Annotated in this window: 17 protein-coding genes and 2 tRNA genes; 16 read left to right on the forward strand and 3 right to left on the reverse strand. The window is 38.8% G+C overall.

Translation table 11 applies throughout. The features are described from left to right. Both BVH02_RS10085 and BVH02_RS10090 read left to right on the forward strand, forming a co-directional pair. Positions 1–207: a hypothetical protein gene (locus tag BVH02_RS10085; RefSeq protein WP_086501328.1), complete on the forward strand. Its 207-nt coding sequence runs from the start codon at positions 1–3 to the stop codon at positions 205–207. Positions 208–281: 74 nt separating this feature from the next. Next, a complete protein-coding gene (locus BVH02_RS10090; RefSeq protein WP_086501329.1) occupies positions 282–656 on the forward strand; it encodes a DUF983 domain-containing protein in 375 nt (124 codons plus the stop codon). Here BVH02_RS10090 and BVH02_RS10095 read toward each other — a convergent pair. Continuing rightward, entirely contained in the window at positions 650–2188 is a 1539-nt protein-coding gene (locus BVH02_RS10095) for a BCCT family transporter (protein WP_086501330.1), read from the reverse strand. The genes BVH02_RS10090 and BVH02_RS10095 overlap by 7 nt on opposite strands. 82 nt (positions 2189–2270) lie before the next feature. On the opposite strand from BVH02_RS10095, the gene BVH02_RS10100 reads away from it, so the two are divergent. The 6 genes from BVH02_RS10100 (at position 2271) to BVH02_RS10125 (ending at position 8232) form a co-directional block, all read left to right on the forward strand. Beyond that, positions 2271–2651: a DoxX family protein gene (locus tag BVH02_RS10100; protein ID WP_086501331.1), complete on the forward strand. Its 381-nt coding sequence runs from the start codon at positions 2271–2273 to the stop codon at positions 2649–2651. A gap of 126 nt (positions 2652–2777) precedes the next feature. Next, positions 2778–3455 (forward strand): TetR/AcrR family transcriptional regulator, encoded by a 678-nt coding sequence (locus BVH02_RS10105; RefSeq protein WP_086501332.1) that lies wholly within the window; start codon positions 2778–2780, stop codon positions 3453–3455. Then, positions 3448–5157, forward strand: coding sequence for a peptidase domain-containing ABC transporter (locus BVH02_RS10110; RefSeq protein WP_223271754.1), 1710 nt, complete (start codon positions 3448–3450; stop codon positions 5155–5157). Before BVH02_RS10105 ends, BVH02_RS10110 begins: the two co-directional genes overlap by 8 nt. A gap of 4 nt (positions 5158–5161) precedes the next feature. Continuing rightward, positions 5162–6517 carry an HlyD family secretion protein gene (locus tag BVH02_RS10115; RefSeq protein ID WP_086501333.1) on the forward strand — a complete coding sequence of 452 codons (1356 nt, stop codon included), beginning with the start codon at positions 5162–5164 and terminating at the stop codon, positions 6515–6517. Beyond that, positions 6514–7902, forward strand: coding sequence for a TolC family protein (locus tag BVH02_RS10120; RefSeq protein WP_086501334.1), 1389 nt, complete (start codon positions 6514–6516; stop codon positions 7900–7902). The genes BVH02_RS10115 and BVH02_RS10120 overlap by 4 nt, the downstream gene beginning before the upstream one ends. A 45-nt stretch (positions 7903–7947) precedes the next feature. Then, entirely contained in the window at positions 7948–8232 is a 285-nt protein-coding gene (locus BVH02_RS10125) for a DUF1330 domain-containing protein (RefSeq protein ID WP_086501335.1), read from the forward strand. A gap of 69 nt (positions 8233–8301) precedes the next feature. Here BVH02_RS10125 and BVH02_RS10130 read toward each other — a convergent pair whose 3' ends face one another. Next, complete coding sequence (locus tag BVH02_RS10130) at positions 8302–8937, reverse strand: peroxiredoxin (protein WP_086501336.1); 636 nt, start codon at positions 8935–8937, stop codon at positions 8302–8304. A 180-nt stretch (positions 8938–9117) separates the two neighbouring features. Between BVH02_RS10130 and BVH02_RS10135 the strand changes: the two genes are divergently transcribed. From BVH02_RS10135 to BVH02_RS10160, 6 genes are all read left to right on the forward strand, one after another. Next, complete coding sequence (locus BVH02_RS10135; RefSeq protein ID WP_086501337.1) at positions 9118–9450, forward strand: arsenosugar biosynthesis-associated peroxidase-like protein; 333 nt, start codon at positions 9118–9120, stop codon at positions 9448–9450. A 3-nt stretch (positions 9451–9453) separates the two neighbouring features. Next, the gene (gene arsS / locus BVH02_RS10140; protein ID WP_086501338.1) at positions 9454–10506 is read left to right on the forward strand and encodes an arsenosugar biosynthesis radical SAM (seleno)protein ArsS; all 1053 of its coding nucleotides are present in this window, start codon (positions 9454–9456) and stop codon (positions 10504–10506) included. A gap of 1 nt (position 10507) precedes the next feature. After that, entirely contained in the window at positions 10508–11101 is a 594-nt protein-coding gene (locus tag BVH02_RS10145) for a TIGR04282 family arsenosugar biosynthesis glycosyltransferase (protein ID WP_086501339.1), read from the forward strand. A gap of 112 nt (positions 11102–11213) precedes the next feature. Next, positions 11214–11837, forward strand: coding sequence for a DUF6134 family protein (locus BVH02_RS10150; protein WP_086501340.1), 624 nt, complete (start codon positions 11214–11216; stop codon positions 11835–11837). Then, positions 11830–12558 carry a TIGR04283 family arsenosugar biosynthesis glycosyltransferase gene (locus tag BVH02_RS10155; RefSeq protein WP_086501341.1) on the forward strand — a complete coding sequence of 243 codons (729 nt, stop codon included), beginning with the start codon at positions 11830–11832 and terminating at the stop codon, positions 12556–12558. The genes BVH02_RS10150 and BVH02_RS10155 overlap by 8 nt, the downstream gene beginning before the upstream one ends. After that, a complete protein-coding gene (locus tag BVH02_RS10160) occupies positions 12555–13616 on the forward strand; it encodes a VOC family protein (protein WP_086501342.1) in 1062 nt (353 codons plus the stop codon). The genes BVH02_RS10155 and BVH02_RS10160 overlap by 4 nt, the downstream gene beginning before the upstream one ends. A gap of 8 nt (positions 13617–13624) precedes the next feature. Here BVH02_RS10160 and gap read toward each other — a convergent pair whose 3' ends face one another. Further along, positions 13625–14635, reverse strand: a complete 1011-nt coding sequence (gap, locus tag BVH02_RS10165) for a type I glyceraldehyde-3-phosphate dehydrogenase (protein WP_086501343.1) — start codon at positions 14633–14635, stop codon at positions 13625–13627. A 190-nt stretch (positions 14636–14825) separates the two neighbouring features. Here gap and BVH02_RS10170 point away from each other — a divergent pair. After that, positions 14826–14897, forward strand: a tRNA-Glu gene (locus BVH02_RS10170). A gap of 51 nt (positions 14898–14948) precedes the next feature. After that, positions 14949–15023: transfer RNA gene (locus BVH02_RS10175), tRNA-Glu, on the forward strand. Positions 15024–15087: the final 64 nt, after the last annotated feature.

A 15087-nucleotide genomic window follows, 5' to 3' on the forward strand; every position in this document is an offset into this window, starting at 1 on the left:
ATGCCGATAGCGCTTGACAATCTTCGGATAGGGAGAAAATATCAGTTGGTCAACATGGGGGAAATCAGACAAGTCGTGATTGTCGCTCGCTTACGCGGAACAAACTTCCAAGTCAAAGATCTTGATACTTTAGAACTCTACACAATTGAGGAGTTACTCCAATGGGGTATAGGCAAGGATTATGATATCGATGAAATTTTTCGCTAGAAGTTAAACGCCTGCAATTTTCATTTTTTTAGGTGCCGTTGTATCCTAGAATTTATTCCTATAAACTAGACGAAATGAGTAATAAAAGTACAGTTAAGGCTATTCTTGGAGCAAAATGTCCTCAGTGTCATGAAGGAGATTTATTTTCAGTTCCTGTAAATAGCTATCGAAAATTATCCGATGTCAATAAGTCTTGTTCTGAATGTGGAGCAAACTTTCACGCAGAACCTGATTTTTTTTATGGAGCTATGTATGTAAGTTATGCGTTTTCAGTTGCGATTGTCATTACTACTTTGGTTGCCTTGAACGTGCTGATGGAAAGGCCAGAGCTTTGGATGTATCTCACCACCGTAGTGGTAGCAAATATCCTTCTATTGCCTTTGATGCTACGTTATTCTAAAGTTCTTTATCTTTATAACTTCGGTAAATTGAAGTATAGGGGTCATTGATTACCTAGGTATTTTTTGGGCGAAATCAGAATCATCAGCAAACAAACTGAAACTAGTTGGAGGAAAAACAAGGCTGGTAATCCGCCAATAACTGACAGAATTCTGACGCCATCGATGCCTGAGTAAGTGATCATTATCCAAGAAAGAAAACCGATCAGCACTCCCCATATTACTTTCAAATTGGTGTCAGAACGAAATGGATCCCCATCCTGCTTTTTCATACTAATGCTTGCCAGCGCATCTGTGCTGGAATCTGCTGCTGTCACGTAGGATAAGAAAATGCCAAGAATGAATAGCTGAGCAAATACCTTGAAGTATCCCATATCATCAAAAACCTTGTAAATAATAGATTCTGGGCCTGAATTTAGAAAAAGGTCTTTGTAGCTATCAGGATTAACCGAGGCAAAATCTAATGTAGTTCCACCAAAAATCCCCATCCAAACCAGACAAAAAAGTGCAGGTAAGAACCAGTTTACCAAGAGAAATTCCCGTACTGTTCTGCCCACAGCAATTTTGCCAAGAAACAAGGCCGTCATTGGCGCCCACGCCATCCACATCGCGAAATTGAAGGTAGACCAATCGTAAGTCCAGCTGTTACCTGCACCACTTTGTTGCAGGCTAAGATCTGAGAAATTCGAAAAGTATTGATTGAAACCAGTCAGTATAGAGTCGAATATTTTCGCTTTTTCTCCTAGTAACACAAATAGAAATGCAATCAGAAAGAAGAAGCCTAGATTGAAAAGTGAGAGATTTTTTATTCCTTTTTCAATACCTGTAGAAGCCGAAATAATAAAAGTTATCAAAATACAAAATGTAATGGATGCTGTAAGTATTGTTGGATTTAGTGAGGGGAAAAATGCTAAGAATCCACCTGAAAGGCTGAGAATTCCTGCTCCTAGAGCTGCGGCCATTCCAGTAACCAAAGCGAACAGACTAAACATGTCTAAGCCTATTTCCCAAAATCGATGAGGTGAAGTTCCAATAAGCGGTCTAAGCATTATCGCAAGGCTAAATTGGCTTTTGCCAGAATAATACATCAAGGCGAAAACTAAACCTGGAACGGCATAAATCGCATAAGGTGTAAATCCCCAATGAAAATATAGGGCTCCCAAAGCAAAGGACTTTGCCTGCTCTGAATTGGATTCAAAACCCTTGAATTCTGGTGGGAATAGAAAATGGGAGAGTGGCTCAGCACTTCCCCAAAACAAGATTCCAACTGCGATAGTTGTACAAAGAACAATGGCAAACCAGCTAATTCTATTTAATCTTGGGATAGCTGATTCGCCACCGATTTTATAGTTACCTAATGGAGAAAAGAAAACTGCAATAGTAAGCAATGTCATCGCAAATGAAACCCAACTAAACCCAAGTGAAAAGTTGATTAGTATGCTCTGCTGTATCTCTCTGATAAAATTTATAAATGAATCAGGAAAGAAAATACTGCTAAATACAGCTAAAATTAGAAGTATAAATGGTGGCCAGAATACCCAGGGGCGAACATTAAATCTGAAGAATACAGTGTTTTTTGCCATGGAATGAGTAAGATACCGGAATTTAAAGTTCTTCAAAAGTAGCATTGAAACTCTTTCAAAATATGACTTATACGACCAAGTGATGAAAAAACTTAAAATAGTTGGGCTTTACGTTATGTCAGCATTATACATTCTTGCTGGTATAAATCATTTCATAAGCCCAGATGGTTATCTCCGCTTAATTCCAGAATACTTACCATTTCATGAGCTGATAAATATTTTGGCAGGAATTAGTGAAGTAGTCTTTGGAATTGCCTTGCTGTTCCCAAAGACAAGAGGTTGGGCTGCCTGGGGAATTATACTGATGTTATTAGCTTTTATCCCAGCCCATATTTACTTCATCCAGCTTAATTCCTGCATTGAAAATGGAATTTGTTTGCCTCCGTGGACAGGATGGTTTCGGTTGCTTGTCATTCACCCAATACTGATTGCTTGGGCTTACCTTTATACCCGTAAACTTTAATTATAGAATACTGATATAGCTCCGAATCATAGATTCCCCGCTTATTGTTAGTAAGACTAACTTTTTGGAAGATTTATTAACTTTTCTATTACTTATGCGTTTTAGAACAGGTTAGAAGACTCTTTTATGGAAAACTTAGTGAATAATATGAAGATGGAGGTGCATGACAATCTCTATCTAAAAGAACCATTTAGCTCAGAATTGGGTGTATCCATAGTCCAGAACGGAGCTGTGCTTATACAGGATTTAGGTATGGAGAGCTTTACCTTTAAAAAGCTTGCAGTCAGCGTGGGCGTGACTGAAGCGGCAGTTTACCGCTACTTTGAAAATAAGCATATGCTATTGCTTTACCTTACAGCTTGGTATTGGGCATGGATGGAAGTAAATTATGTTTATTCTACCGCAAATCTTGAAAGCAGCAAAGCTCGCTTATCTATTGCCATGAGACTCATCGTTAATGGGCCGGTGTTCACCAAGAATGTCCATATAAATCCTGCTGATTTGCGTAACATCGTAGTCAATGAATCACTAAAAGGATACCTGACCAAAACCGTAGATGAAGAACATGAAAATGGGATTTTTGCTCAAGTATATAGTTTTGGAGAGCGGATTTCTGAATTGATATTTGAAATAAACCCTGCTTATCCCTATCCAAAAACCCTGGCCTACACGATCATGGAGTCCAGTTTACTTCATGCGTTTAATGCAAAGCATTTACCAAACATGACTGAGCAATCACTAAACTCGTCAAACCGTCTCGTTTTTTTTGAAGATTTAATAATAAAGGCAATCTCAAATGAATAATTCCAAGACAATTACTCCTATGAAGCGATTTTTCAATCTGCTGAAAGAGGAAAAGGATCAGGTGTATTCGATCTACTTTTATGCCATTTTAAATGGTTTGGTAGCGTTGTCACTACCTCTTGGAATACAGGCTATTTTGAATTTCGTCCTAGGAGGTAGGATTACCACTTCTTGGGTGGTATTAGTTATTATTGTCGCTGCAGGTATTGCTTTTGGTGGTTTTCTACAGATCTCCCAATTGCAAATCACAGAAAAACTACAGCAAAGAATATTTGCCAAGGCTGGACTTTCTTTAGCATACAGACTTCCGAAAATTAAATCTGAGCTATTTCACGGTACCTATGCTCCTGAGATTGTCAATAGATTTTTTGATACTGTAAATCTTCAAAAGGGGGTTTCAAAGATTTTGGTGGAGTACTCCACTGCACTGATTCAGGTAATTTTCGGTTTAATTCTTTTGTCGTTTTATCATGCGACTTTTATTCTGTTTGGGATAGTTCTGGTACTTATACTAGTGACGATATTCTATTTCACCAGCCCCAAAGGTATGTCCACTGCGATGAAGGAATCCACGCATAAATATGAGACAGCATATTGGTTGGAAGAGATTGGACGTACCCTAAATACATTTAAACTGGTGGGAGGGAATTCAAAGCTCCCGATTCTTCGGGTGGACAAGCTTCTCGCACGTTATGTGGAATTTAGAACACATCACTTTTCAGTATTAGTTTTTCAGTATAAAATTTTGATTGGATTTAAGGTATTAATTGTGACTAGTCTTTTGATTGCCGGTAGTTTGCTTTTGATCAATGGACAAATCAGTATAGGTCAATTTGTAGCTGCAGAAGTAATTATCGTAATGGTAGTGAATGCTGTGGAAAAATTGATCATTTCTCTGGAGACTGTTTATGACACGCTTGTGGCTTCTGAGAAACTTGGACAGATCATGGACATGGAGCTTGAGGATCACAATATATCCGAAAAGGATATCACTAATCAATACAAGGGAATCAAATTGGCTATGGAAGATGTCCTTTTTCAGCCAAGGGATGTAATTAAGCCTATTTTGAAAGGAGTGACTCTAACTATTGAGCCTGGTTCCAAGGCAGTAATCACTGGGAAAAGTGGAAGTGGGAAAAGCGCAATTCTTGCCCTTTTTTCAGGATTATATGAAACCTATCAGGGCAAGGTAAAGATCAATGATCTCTCATTGGAGATGATACATCTGGACAAGTACAGAAGTTCTATAGGAAATTGCATGGAGCTGCAACAGATTTTCCATGGAACTATTGGTGAGAATATACTCGTAGGTAGAGACATAGAACCAAAACAAATGGAGTTTCTCCTTGAATTGGTAGGACTAAAGGACTTTGTGTATCAATTGCCAGAGGATTTGCAAACGGTACTTCTGCCAGAAGGCAGAGGACTTTCAAGAAAGATGGCTCAGGCGATTATGCTAGCAAGAGCACTTGTGGGTGAACCTCAGGCAATGATTCTAGAGAATTCGCTTCAACATCTTGATAAGGAGATAAAAAACCGCGTAAAGGATTATTTGTTTAATGGAAAGTGGACACTGGTGATGGTTACTCAAGATATAGAAGTAATCATGCAAGCTAGTCAGGTAATTGTGATGGATAACGGTGAGCTTATTTTCCAAGGAAATCAAGCCGGATATCAGAATTTTTTGACGCTTAACTCATAAGACTATGTTAAACATCTCTGAAAATAAAATTAAAGATATTAGGCCATTTGAGCAATCTGTAAGCCTCAAGATGACTCTTGCATGTGCGCATAAGAAAACAAGGGTTAGAATTTTGTTTGTGTCGTGTTGCGTTGTTTTTCTTATGCTTTTTCTGCCTTGGACTCAGTATATACGATCCCAAGGTTATGTCACTATGCTTCAGCCTCAGCACAGAGCCCAGACTATTCATTCAGTAATAGCAGGAAGGATAGATAAATGGTATGTGAATGAAGGAGCTTTCGTAAGCAAGGGAGACACTATTGTCAGTATAACAGAAGTGAAAGATGAATACTTTGATTCATTACTGCTTCCAAGAACTCAGCTTCAAGTAGACGCAAAGAATCTTTCTGCGCTTTCTTATAAGGAAAAAGTAAAAGCATTGGATAGTCAGATAGCAGCGCTGAAACGAAATAATATCCTTCGGAAGGAGCAAGCTAGAAACAAACTCCAAATGGCTGAACTGCAGGTTCAGTCTGATAGTATACGCTTCGAGCAAGCTAAAGTCAATTATGAAATTGGTATCAAGCAACTCGGAAGAGCAGAAAAGCTCTACGAAGAAGGCTTACGATCGCTCACCGATTTGGAAACAAGAAGGCTAAAGTTTCAAGAGGTTCAGGCCAGTGTAATTGGAGTGGAGAATAGTTTGTTGAGTAGTAAAAATTCCTTCGTATCTGCTCAATTGGAGTTAGATGCGATAGATAATGATTTCAAAGATAAGTTGGCTAAAGCCGAATCGGACATGTACACGGCTCAATCCAGCCAATACGATGCGGAAGGTTCTGCTTCGAAACTTGAGAATCAATACTCCAACTATGAAGCACGAACTGGATTTAGGCATATTTTGGCTCCACAGGATGGATACATAGCTGAAGCAATTCAAGTAGGATTGGGAGAGACTATCAAGGAAGGTGATCAAATCGTAAATATCGTTCCGTCCAATGGTGAACTGGCTGTAGAGATGTATATCTCACCAGTAGATCTGCCTTTGATGGAAGTTGGCAAGAAGGTTCGATTCATCTTTGATGGATGGCCTGCAATTGTATTCTCAGGTTGGCCAAAGCTATCCAATGGTACATTTGGTGGAGTTATTGTCGCGATCGATCAATTCGCTGGAAAGAGCAATCAATTCAGAGTTTTAGTGGCTGAGGATCCAGAAGAGGCAGCCTGGCCAGAGGTTTTGCGTGTAGGATCTGGAGCTGATGGAATAGCCTTGCTGAATGACGTTCCTGTTTGGTATGAAATCTGGCGTCAGCTGAATGGATTCCCTGCAGATTACTACACTAGGATTCAGAAAGAAGACATAGCAAAAAGTAAGAAATGAAAAGGACTCTCTTTACACTCTTATTAATTGCGAGCGGCCTCAGCCTTCAGGCTCAGGTGCCTGATACCTTATCATTTGATACATATCTTGAATGGGTGAACGCTTATCATCCACTTTCTGCGCAGGCAGACATTATGCTTACCATGGGTGAAATGGAAGTTCACACGGCACGAGGTGGTTTTGATCCCTTGCTTTATGGGAATTTGGACAAGAAAAGCTACGACGAAAAGACGTATTACGATAAGCGGGAAGCTGGAATCTCTATCCCAACATGGGCTGGAATCGAACTTAATGGATCATTTGAGCAGAACTCAGGACAATATCTAAATCCTGAAAACTCAGTACCATCGGGAGGTTTATTGTCAGCAGGAGCATCCGTGAATCTGGGGCAAGGACTGATTTTGGATGATAGAAGAGCAGGTCTACGTAAAGCACAAATTTATCAGCAGTCCACGGAATCGGAGCGAAAAAGCATGCTGAATGAATTGTATCTACAGGCAACTGACGCTTATTGGAATTGGTCCCTAGCTTATGAAAACAGGTCACTTTTAATCGAAGGCGTAATCCTGGCAAAAATGAGATTTCAAGGAGTGAAAACCAGTTACGAGCAAGGAGATTTTCCAGCTATTGACACGGTGGAAGCAGCTTCACAACTGTTGAATAGGGAATACAATCTTCAAAAAGCCGAAAATGAGTTGTTTATTAGAACTCAGAATCTCAAAAATTTTCTCTGGGATGAGTCAGGCAATCCTATTGCTTTGAATCAGGAGACTATTCCTGAAAAGTTATACACTGAACAAGCATTGATATTGAATGAGGAAGAATTGAGGGTATTGGTGGGGGATCATCCTGAGTTAATGCTGGCAGATTATGAATTGGCCAGTCTTAATGTAGACAGGAGGCTCAAGGCTCAGCAGATTATTCCTGTCGTAAAACTCAAGTATAATTTCCTAACTGAGAATCTTAACCAATTTGATCAGGCAGGCTTCTTTGAGAATAATTACAAATGGGGGCTTACCGTTTATACTCCACTGATGTGGAGAAAAGCCAGAGGAGGGATGCGTTTGGCTGAAGCCAAAATTGATTTTAAGCAGAATTCCAGAGATTTGAAGGAACTTCAGCTTCGCACTAAGCTCGAAAATGAATTAAATGGCTGGAGTGCGTTAAATTCTCAGATCAATACGTATACACGAAATGTAGCCGCATTGGAAATGTTGCTACAAGGGGAAATAAGGAAATTTGAAATAGGAGAAAGTAGTTTGTTTTTAGTCAACAGTAGAGAGGTTTCTGTCTTCAGTTCCAAAATCACTTTGAATGAATTGCTTTCAAAGAGAAAGGTATCCTTTGCCAAAACGAGATTTGCAGCCGGAGTTGGGTTTGACTGATCTTAATATTTGATGTAAATTTATCTGTAACCAAAATTAGATTGTATGCCAGCTTTTGTAATAATAGAAGTAGATATCACAGATCAGGAAAAGTATAACGCTTACAAGGAACTGACTCCTGCGACAGTTTCAGCTTATGGCGGTAAGTTCGTGCTGAGAGGTAATCCAGTGAAAATTCTAGAGGGAGATTGGAATCATGAGCGATTGGTGATGCTCCAGTTTCCTTCAAAAGAAAAAGCAGAAGCTTGGTATAATTCTGATGGCTATCAACATGCCAAATCAATACGGAAAGATGCTGCAAAAGCAAATTTTCTAATGATTGAATCCTAAGGTATTTTAAAATACATATCAACAAAAAGGCTTCCATTTGGAAGCCTTTTTTAATTGAATACCAGTTGTTTATAAGTCTGGTTGAGGAGTCATTCTTAAGTAAGGTTTGATAACTTTATGTCCTTTCGGAAATTTGGCAGCAATATCCTCAGTTTTGATCGCTGGAGATACTACCACGTCTTCACCTTGCTTCCAATCTGCCGGAGTAGCCACAGAATAATTAGCAGTGAGTTGTAGAGAATCTATCACGCGGAGTAATTCATCAAAGTTTCTGCCAGTGCTCGCTGGGTAAGAGATAATGAGTTTTACTTTCTTATCATTTCCAATAACGAAAACGGAGCGAATGGTGAAGTTTTCACTTGCATTAGGATGAATCATATCGTACAATTCTGACACTTTTCTGTCCTTATCGCCAATAATAGGGAAATTGACAGTGGTGTTCTGAGTTTCATTGATGTCTGAAATCCAACCTTTATGGTTTTCCAAATCATCAACACTTAATGCTAATACTTTGGTATTTCTCTTAGCAAACTCAGCTTGAAGCTTAGCTACAGCTCCTAGCTCCGTAGTACAAACTGGAGTGTAATCAGCAGGGTGAGAAAATAAAACTCCCCATCCATCACCTAAATACTCGTAAAAGTCAATTTTTCCCTCTGTAGTCTCGGCCGTAAAATTTGGGGCCATGTCGCCTAATCGTAATCCCATGTCGTTTTTTGTTTAAAAGTTCTGTATTCAATACAACTAATATAACATCTACAAAGCTTTTCAGTTCTTGTTTTTAGAATCTTTATGAAAAATGCTCAGAACTTAAACCCATTCTATAAAAAACGGGTTGTTAGTCCATCTAATGCTTTTACCTCGTAAATAGACAAAAAACTACAGGCAATGAAAACATACTACAATCCAGACGATCTCAAGAATTTTGGTAAAATCGGTGAATTTCAGAAGCCTCTGGCTGATAAATTCTTCGACTATTATGGTGAAGTCTTTGCTGAAGGCGCTCTCACAGCCCGGGAAAAATCTTTGATTGCCCTTGCTGTGGCTCATACGATTCAATGTCCTTATTGCATCGATGCATATACCACTGACACGATGGAAAAAGGCTGCGATGAGGAACAGATGATGGAGGCTGTCCATGTAGCTTCTGCTATAAGAGCTGGCGCATCTCTGGTGCATGCCACGCAAATGATGAATAAGGTGAAAGAAATCTCCATGTAATCAATGAAATCTCTCAAAGCACAAGATCATCCATTATCGAGCTCAGAAACCGAAATACACTACCTGGAAAGGGACATGCCAAATTTTTCTGGAGATCGTTTTGCTTCAGAACTGAAGAAAATTAATTTATTTCCACTCAAACCCACCCAGATAGAAGTCTTACAAATCAATCTGGGAAAAATGTGTAATCAAGTTTGCCTGCATTGTCATGTCGATGCTGGCCCTGATCGCAAAGAAATTATGTTGCGTGAAACCATGCAGCAATGCCTGGAAGTATTGAAAAATAATTCAATCACATCCATAGATCTTACTGGAGGAGCACCAGAGATGAATCCGGATTTCCGTTGGTTTGTAGAAGCTATCCGAGCAATAGATTCTGAAGTAACTATAATTGTACGATGTAATCTTACGATCATCTTGGCTAATCCTAAATACTACGATTTACCGCTGTTCTTTAAAAAGCATAAAATTGAAGTTGCTTCTTCTTTACCATATTTTACGGCTATGAAAACTGACTCTCAGCGTGGAGACGGTGTTTTTGAAAAATCCATTAAAGCACTAAAGCTACTAAACGAACAGGGGTACGGGATAGAAGGGACTGGCTTGGTTTTAAATTTGGTCTATAACCCTTCAGGTGCATTTATGCCTGCTGCTCAGGCTGGTTTGGAGGCCGAATTCAAGAAACGTTTAGCAGATAAGTTTGACATTTCTTTCAATTCACTTTTCGCGATCACCAATCTTCCGATTAGCAGATTTTTGGAATACTTGATCAGAAGTGGGAATTATGAGGGATATATGGAAAAGCTAATTGACAGTTTTAATCCGACCGCAGCAGCTGGTGTGATGTGTAGAAATACTATTTCCGTGGGATGGGATGGATATTTGTATGATTGTGATTTCAACCAAATGCTTGAATTGAAGGTAACTTCCCAAGATTCGCAGCATTTAAAAGACTGGAATCAACAATCACTAATCAAAAGAAATATAATCGTCAAAAATCACTGCTTCGGTTGCACCGCAGGTGCTGGATCTAGTTGCGGAGGTGTTACAGCTTAATATGAAAGAAGGAATAGTTATTTTTCAAAAAAATTCAGTACTCGGTAAAGTTAAAACTCGACTTGCAGCAACTATTGGTGATGAAAGGGCTTTCAATGCTTATCAGCAGCTGGTAAATTATACACATAAAATAGTTTCTCAATCGCCTGCGGAGAAGATCCTATTTTTCTCAAATTATCTTGAAGATGATCTTACGCAATATCCATCAGATTACCGATTTGAATTGCAGTCAGGTGAAGAGTTAGGAGAAAAGATGTGTAATTCATTTGCACAACTTTTCGAAGAAAAATTTGATCGTTTGATTATAATAGGAACGGATTGTGCAGAGATTACTCCAGAACTCATTTCAGAAGCATTTGAAGCGTTAAATGATCAGGAAGTGGTGATAGGGCCCGCGCATGATGGAGGATATTATTTGCTCGGTATGCGAAAATTTGTACCGGGATTATTCAGTAATATTCCTTGGAGTACAGATCGGGTTACAGCTTTAACCAAAGATTATTTAAAAGCAAATGGGATTACCTTTGCGATTCTTCCTGTACTATCAGATGTCGACATTGAAGAAGATTGGGATAACTTTAAGGATAAACTTTAATCGTTATGTTTCTTTATATTTTGGTAAAATTAAAGGAAACCCCCAACTTACTCCAACATTAGTTCGTCGAGATAATAATTTGTATTCATCCATAAATTCTTGATAAAGATATATGTTATTAAAAAGCTATAAATCAGTTAGTTTAATTATAGTATTTCTGCTAGTTTTTTTTGGGTCTAGTTTACAAGGATTCAGTCAAACGAAAACCAATAACTATGATATTGTGCTGGCCGGTTTCACCATTGGGAGCATGCAGGCTGATAAAGTTACGTCAGCTACAGGGGAGGATTATCAAATTCACAGTAAGGTAGAATTCTGGTTTTTTGGGAAAATTCATGTCGAATTTTTACAGAATGTAAACTTTGCAAATGGTCAACTGATGAAGGCAACCACTAAATCTGATTCCAATCGAGGAAACTTTGTTACAACGATTAAGTGGAATAAGGATCACTATGATATAGATGCTAATTCTTACAAATTCCATAATGAGGAGTCGATCAATAAGGCTGTATATGACACACCTGCAAAGTTGTATTTCAAAGAGCCTAAAGCAGGAGATGTATTAATGTCTGAGAATTTTGGAATGCTTACTACCGTCAGGGAGGTAGAAAAGGGTGTCTATGAGATTGATGTAAATGGTAGCATGAACCGTTTTTACTACGAGAACGGGATTCTTCAAAAAGTGGTCTTGGAAAATAATATCAAGAATTACTCGATCAAGCGAAGAGTTGACTGAAAATCTAAAGATCTCTTTAATTATACCTTGTCTCAATGAGGCAGTGAATTTAAATGAATTGCTTCCTTTTCTATTAAAAGAGGGCGATGATTTAATTTCAGAGATAATCTTAGTAGATGGGGGTTCTACAGATAACTCTATTGCTATAGCTAATTCATTTGGAGTACAGGTTTTGCAATCACCCATTCGCAACAGAGCAGCTCAATTAAACCTAGGAGCAAAGCATGCCACTGCTGAAATACTTTACTTTGTGCATGCTGATACTTTGCCATGCAGTAAATATGCTAGGGTAATTTTAGAAAGTATTGCTATGGGTAAGAATGTTGGCTGCTTGCGTTTTAGATTTGATAGTGCTAGTTCACTTCTCAAATGCAATTCTTGGTTTACTCGATTCAACGGGGTTTTTTCAGGAGGTGGCGATCAGTCTTTGTTTATCTTAAAGTCATTTTTTAATTCTTTAGGAGGATTTGACACCTCTTTTTGCATTATGGAGGATTTTGAACTTGTTAGGCGTATCAAGCAAAATTCTGATTTTCACGTTCTTCCAAATGAAATGAGAGTTTCAGCTCGGAAATATGAAGAGAACAGTTGGTTAAAAGTACAATTAGCTAATTCCATGGCTTTCTCTCTTTTTTTGTTAAAAGTTAAGCCAGCCAAAATCAAAAGTTTATATTTAAATTTTTTAAGCAAAAGAAGTATAAGCATAACGGTAGTGGAATGAAGCAAGCGACAATTAATGGCATTCAGCAAGTAGGGATAGGAGTAAAAGATGCAAATCAAGCTTGGGCTTGGTATAGGAAAGCATTCAGTATGGACGTGCCAATTTTTCAGGATAGCGCAGAGGCCAAACTAATGATTCGGTATACCTCAGGAAAAGTAGAAAGCAGACATGCCATTCTCGCTTTAAATATGCAGGGAGGCGGAGGATTTGAGATTTGGCAGTACACCTCTAAAGTCCCACTTGCAGCGGAGAAACAGCTGACTTGGAAAGATTTAGGGATTTTGGCAGTGAAAATGAGATGCCATGATATTGAAAAAACGTATTCCCACTTAAAAAGTGTGGGGGCAGTGATGCTTGGCAAACCTACTAAAAACCCAATCGGAGTCTGGCATTTTTTTGTAAAAGATCCGGATGGTAATACATTCGAACTGATTGAAAATGACTCTTGGTTCAATAAAAGTAAAGATCATGTAGGTGGTGTTCTAGGTGTGGTGGTAGGAGTTTCTTCAATTGACGCTGCACTTCCAGTTTATCAAAAGCATTTGAAACAGACTGAAATTTTGTGTGACGAAACTGGTGTTTGGGATGATTTTGCACAAGTAGGAGAAGGGAAGACAGCGTATAGAAGAGCGATACTCCAGAGTTCATCTGTGATGACCGGAGCTTTTGGTAAGCTATTTTGCCAGTCTCAGATCGAATTGATAGAAACTGATGCTAAGCCAAGAAATAGAGCTTTTGAAAATAGAAATTGGGGAGATCTCGGCTTTATACACGTTTGTTTTGATGTTAATGGAATGGCTAACATCAAGGATAATCTTTTAAAGGATGGGATGGATCTTACTGTAGATAGTGGAAACGAATTTGATATGGGTAAAGCAGCGGGTAGATTCTCCTATTTGGAAGATCCTGATGGAACACTTATCGAAATGGTAGAGACGTTTAAAGTACCAATTATGGAGAAAATTGGTTGGTATTTGAATCTAAGCAAGCGAGATAACACCAAAAATTTGCCAAATTTTATAGTGAAGCTCCTTGCCCTAAACCGTGTAAAAGACTAATTAATAAGTTACTTTTTAGAAATCAAGCGGGCTAGGTCAACCAAACGGTTAGCGTAGCCCGCTTCGTTATCATACCAACCTACCAACTTGATCATTTTTCCCTTAGCAGAGGTTAGTGCTGAATCGATGATACAGGAATGTGGATTTCCGATAATATCTATGGAGACAATGGGAGAGTCTTCTACTTCAATTAATCCCTTCAAATAGCCAGCACCTGCCTGACGGAATGCAGAGTTTATCTGATCTTCTGTGACTTCTTGTTTCAGTTCTACAATCATGTCAGTTAGTGAGCCGTCAGGTACAGGAACTCTCATGGCGGAGGCTTCGATCCTACCAGCCAATTCGGGGAGGACTACATCCAATGCTTTGCCAGCATTGGTGGAAGTAGGGATAATGGAATAAGCAGCCGCTCGAGCTCTTCTAAGATCACGATGCGGAGCATCATGCAAGTTCTGGTCATTGGTATAGGAATGAACGGTAGAGGCAAAACCTTTAACAACCCCAAAATTATCATCCAGCACTTTGACCATAGGAGCGAGACAGTTTGTAGTGCAGGATGCGTTGGAAACAATTCTTTCATTCCCGGTAAGAATGGAATCGTTTACTCCTAGAACTATCATCTTTATGGTAGGATCTAGTGAAGGAGCAGAGATTATTACCTTTTTTGCGCCAGCTATGAGATGTTTTTCAGCTCCCGATCTATCTGTAAATCTTCCCGTGCATTCGATGACTAAGTCAATATTTAAATCGAGCCATGGAAGTTTTTCAGGATCAGCTTCTCCAAAAAGTTGAATATCATGTTTACCTACTTTCAGAATTGTCCCCTGAAGCTCAATTTTATGTTCCGATTTACCATGAATTGAATCGTATTTGAGCAAGTGTGAGATGGCTTCTTGATCAGCCAAATCATTAATAGCGACAAGGTTAAGTCCACTGTTTTCTAAAATTAATTTTGCGGTATATCTTCCTATTCGGCCAAATCCGTTAATTGCTATTCTGATCTCGTTGGCTGGTTTCATTGTTAGTTTTCTAATTGGATTCAAAAATAGGAAAATCAACCGCAAACCTGTTCAAGAAAATTTTATTCCTTTGGTCTCAGCTTTTTAGCTCAATATCCAAAGAAATTTTCGAAGCCAAATTGGTTTTAAAAACTTAACCCTCTATATTTGCATCACCATTGAGAAAAGCACGTTTTCGAAGGGTATTAATGGTCGGTTCGTCTAGGGGTTAGGACACGTCCCTTTCACGGATGAAACACGGGTTCGATTCCCGTACCGACTACTGTCGCCTGATTATCAGGAAGTTGTGAAAAGTATTGTTTAGGTTATTAATGGTCGGTTCGTCTAGGGGTTAGGACACGTCCCTTTCACGGATGAAACACGGGTTCGATTCCCGTACCGACTACCAAGACATAAAGCTGATTATTGCTTAGTCTTTAATTATTTTTGTTTTATGGTTGTTAGTGGTTAAA

The organism is Algoriphagus ratkowskyi, from assembly GCF_002150505.1.
Taxonomy (GTDB): domain Bacteria; phylum Bacteroidota; class Bacteroidia; order Cytophagales; family Cyclobacteriaceae; genus Algoriphagus; species Algoriphagus ratkowskyi.

Bases quoted from the DNA above. Each gene is read 5' to 3' on its own strand.
- BVH02_RS10085 (WP_086501328.1), top strand. From the start codon at position 1: ATGCCGATAGCGCTTGACAATCTTCGGATAGGGAGAAAATATCAGTTG.
- BVH02_RS10090 (WP_086501329.1), top strand. From the start codon at position 282: ATGAGTAATAAAAGTACAGTTAAGGCTATTCTTGGAGCAAAATGTCCT.
- BVH02_RS10095 (WP_086501330.1), bottom strand. From the start codon at position 2,188: ATGGCAAAAAACACTGTATTCTTCAGATTTAATGTTCGCCCCTGGGTA.
- BVH02_RS10100 (WP_086501331.1), top strand. From the start codon at position 2,271: ATGAAAAAACTTAAAATAGTTGGGCTTTACGTTATGTCAGCATTATAC.
- BVH02_RS10105 (WP_086501332.1), top strand. From the start codon at position 2,778: ATGGAAAACTTAGTGAATAATATGAAGATGGAGGTGCATGACAATCTC.
- BVH02_RS10110 (WP_223271754.1), top strand. From the start codon at position 3,448: ATGAATAATTCCAAGACAATTACTCCTATGAAGCGATTTTTCAATCTG.
- BVH02_RS10115 (WP_086501333.1), top strand. From the start codon at position 5,162: ATGTTAAACATCTCTGAAAATAAAATTAAAGATATTAGGCCATTTGAG.
- BVH02_RS10120 (WP_086501334.1), top strand. From the start codon at position 6,514: ATGAAAAGGACTCTCTTTACACTCTTATTAATTGCGAGCGGCCTCAGC.
- BVH02_RS10125 (WP_086501335.1), top strand. From the start codon at position 7,948: ATGCCAGCTTTTGTAATAATAGAAGTAGATATCACAGATCAGGAAAAG.
- BVH02_RS10130 (WP_086501336.1), bottom strand. From the start codon at position 8,937: ATGGGATTACGATTAGGCGACATGGCCCCAAATTTTACGGCCGAGACT.
- BVH02_RS10135 (WP_086501337.1), top strand. From the start codon at position 9,118: ATGAAAACATACTACAATCCAGACGATCTCAAGAATTTTGGTAAAATC.
- arsS (WP_086501338.1), top strand. From the start codon at position 9,454: ATGAAATCTCTCAAAGCACAAGATCATCCATTATCGAGCTCAGAAACC.
- BVH02_RS10145 (WP_086501339.1), top strand. From the start codon at position 10,508: ATGAAAGAAGGAATAGTTATTTTTCAAAAAAATTCAGTACTCGGTAAA.
- BVH02_RS10150 (WP_086501340.1), top strand. From the start codon at position 11,214: ATGTTATTAAAAAGCTATAAATCAGTTAGTTTAATTATAGTATTTCTG.
- BVH02_RS10160 (WP_086501342.1), top strand. From the start codon at position 12,555: ATGAAGCAAGCGACAATTAATGGCATTCAGCAAGTAGGGATAGGAGTA.
- gap (WP_086501343.1), bottom strand. From the start codon at position 14,635: ATGAAACCAGCCAACGAGATCAGAATAGCAATTAACGGATTTGGCCGA.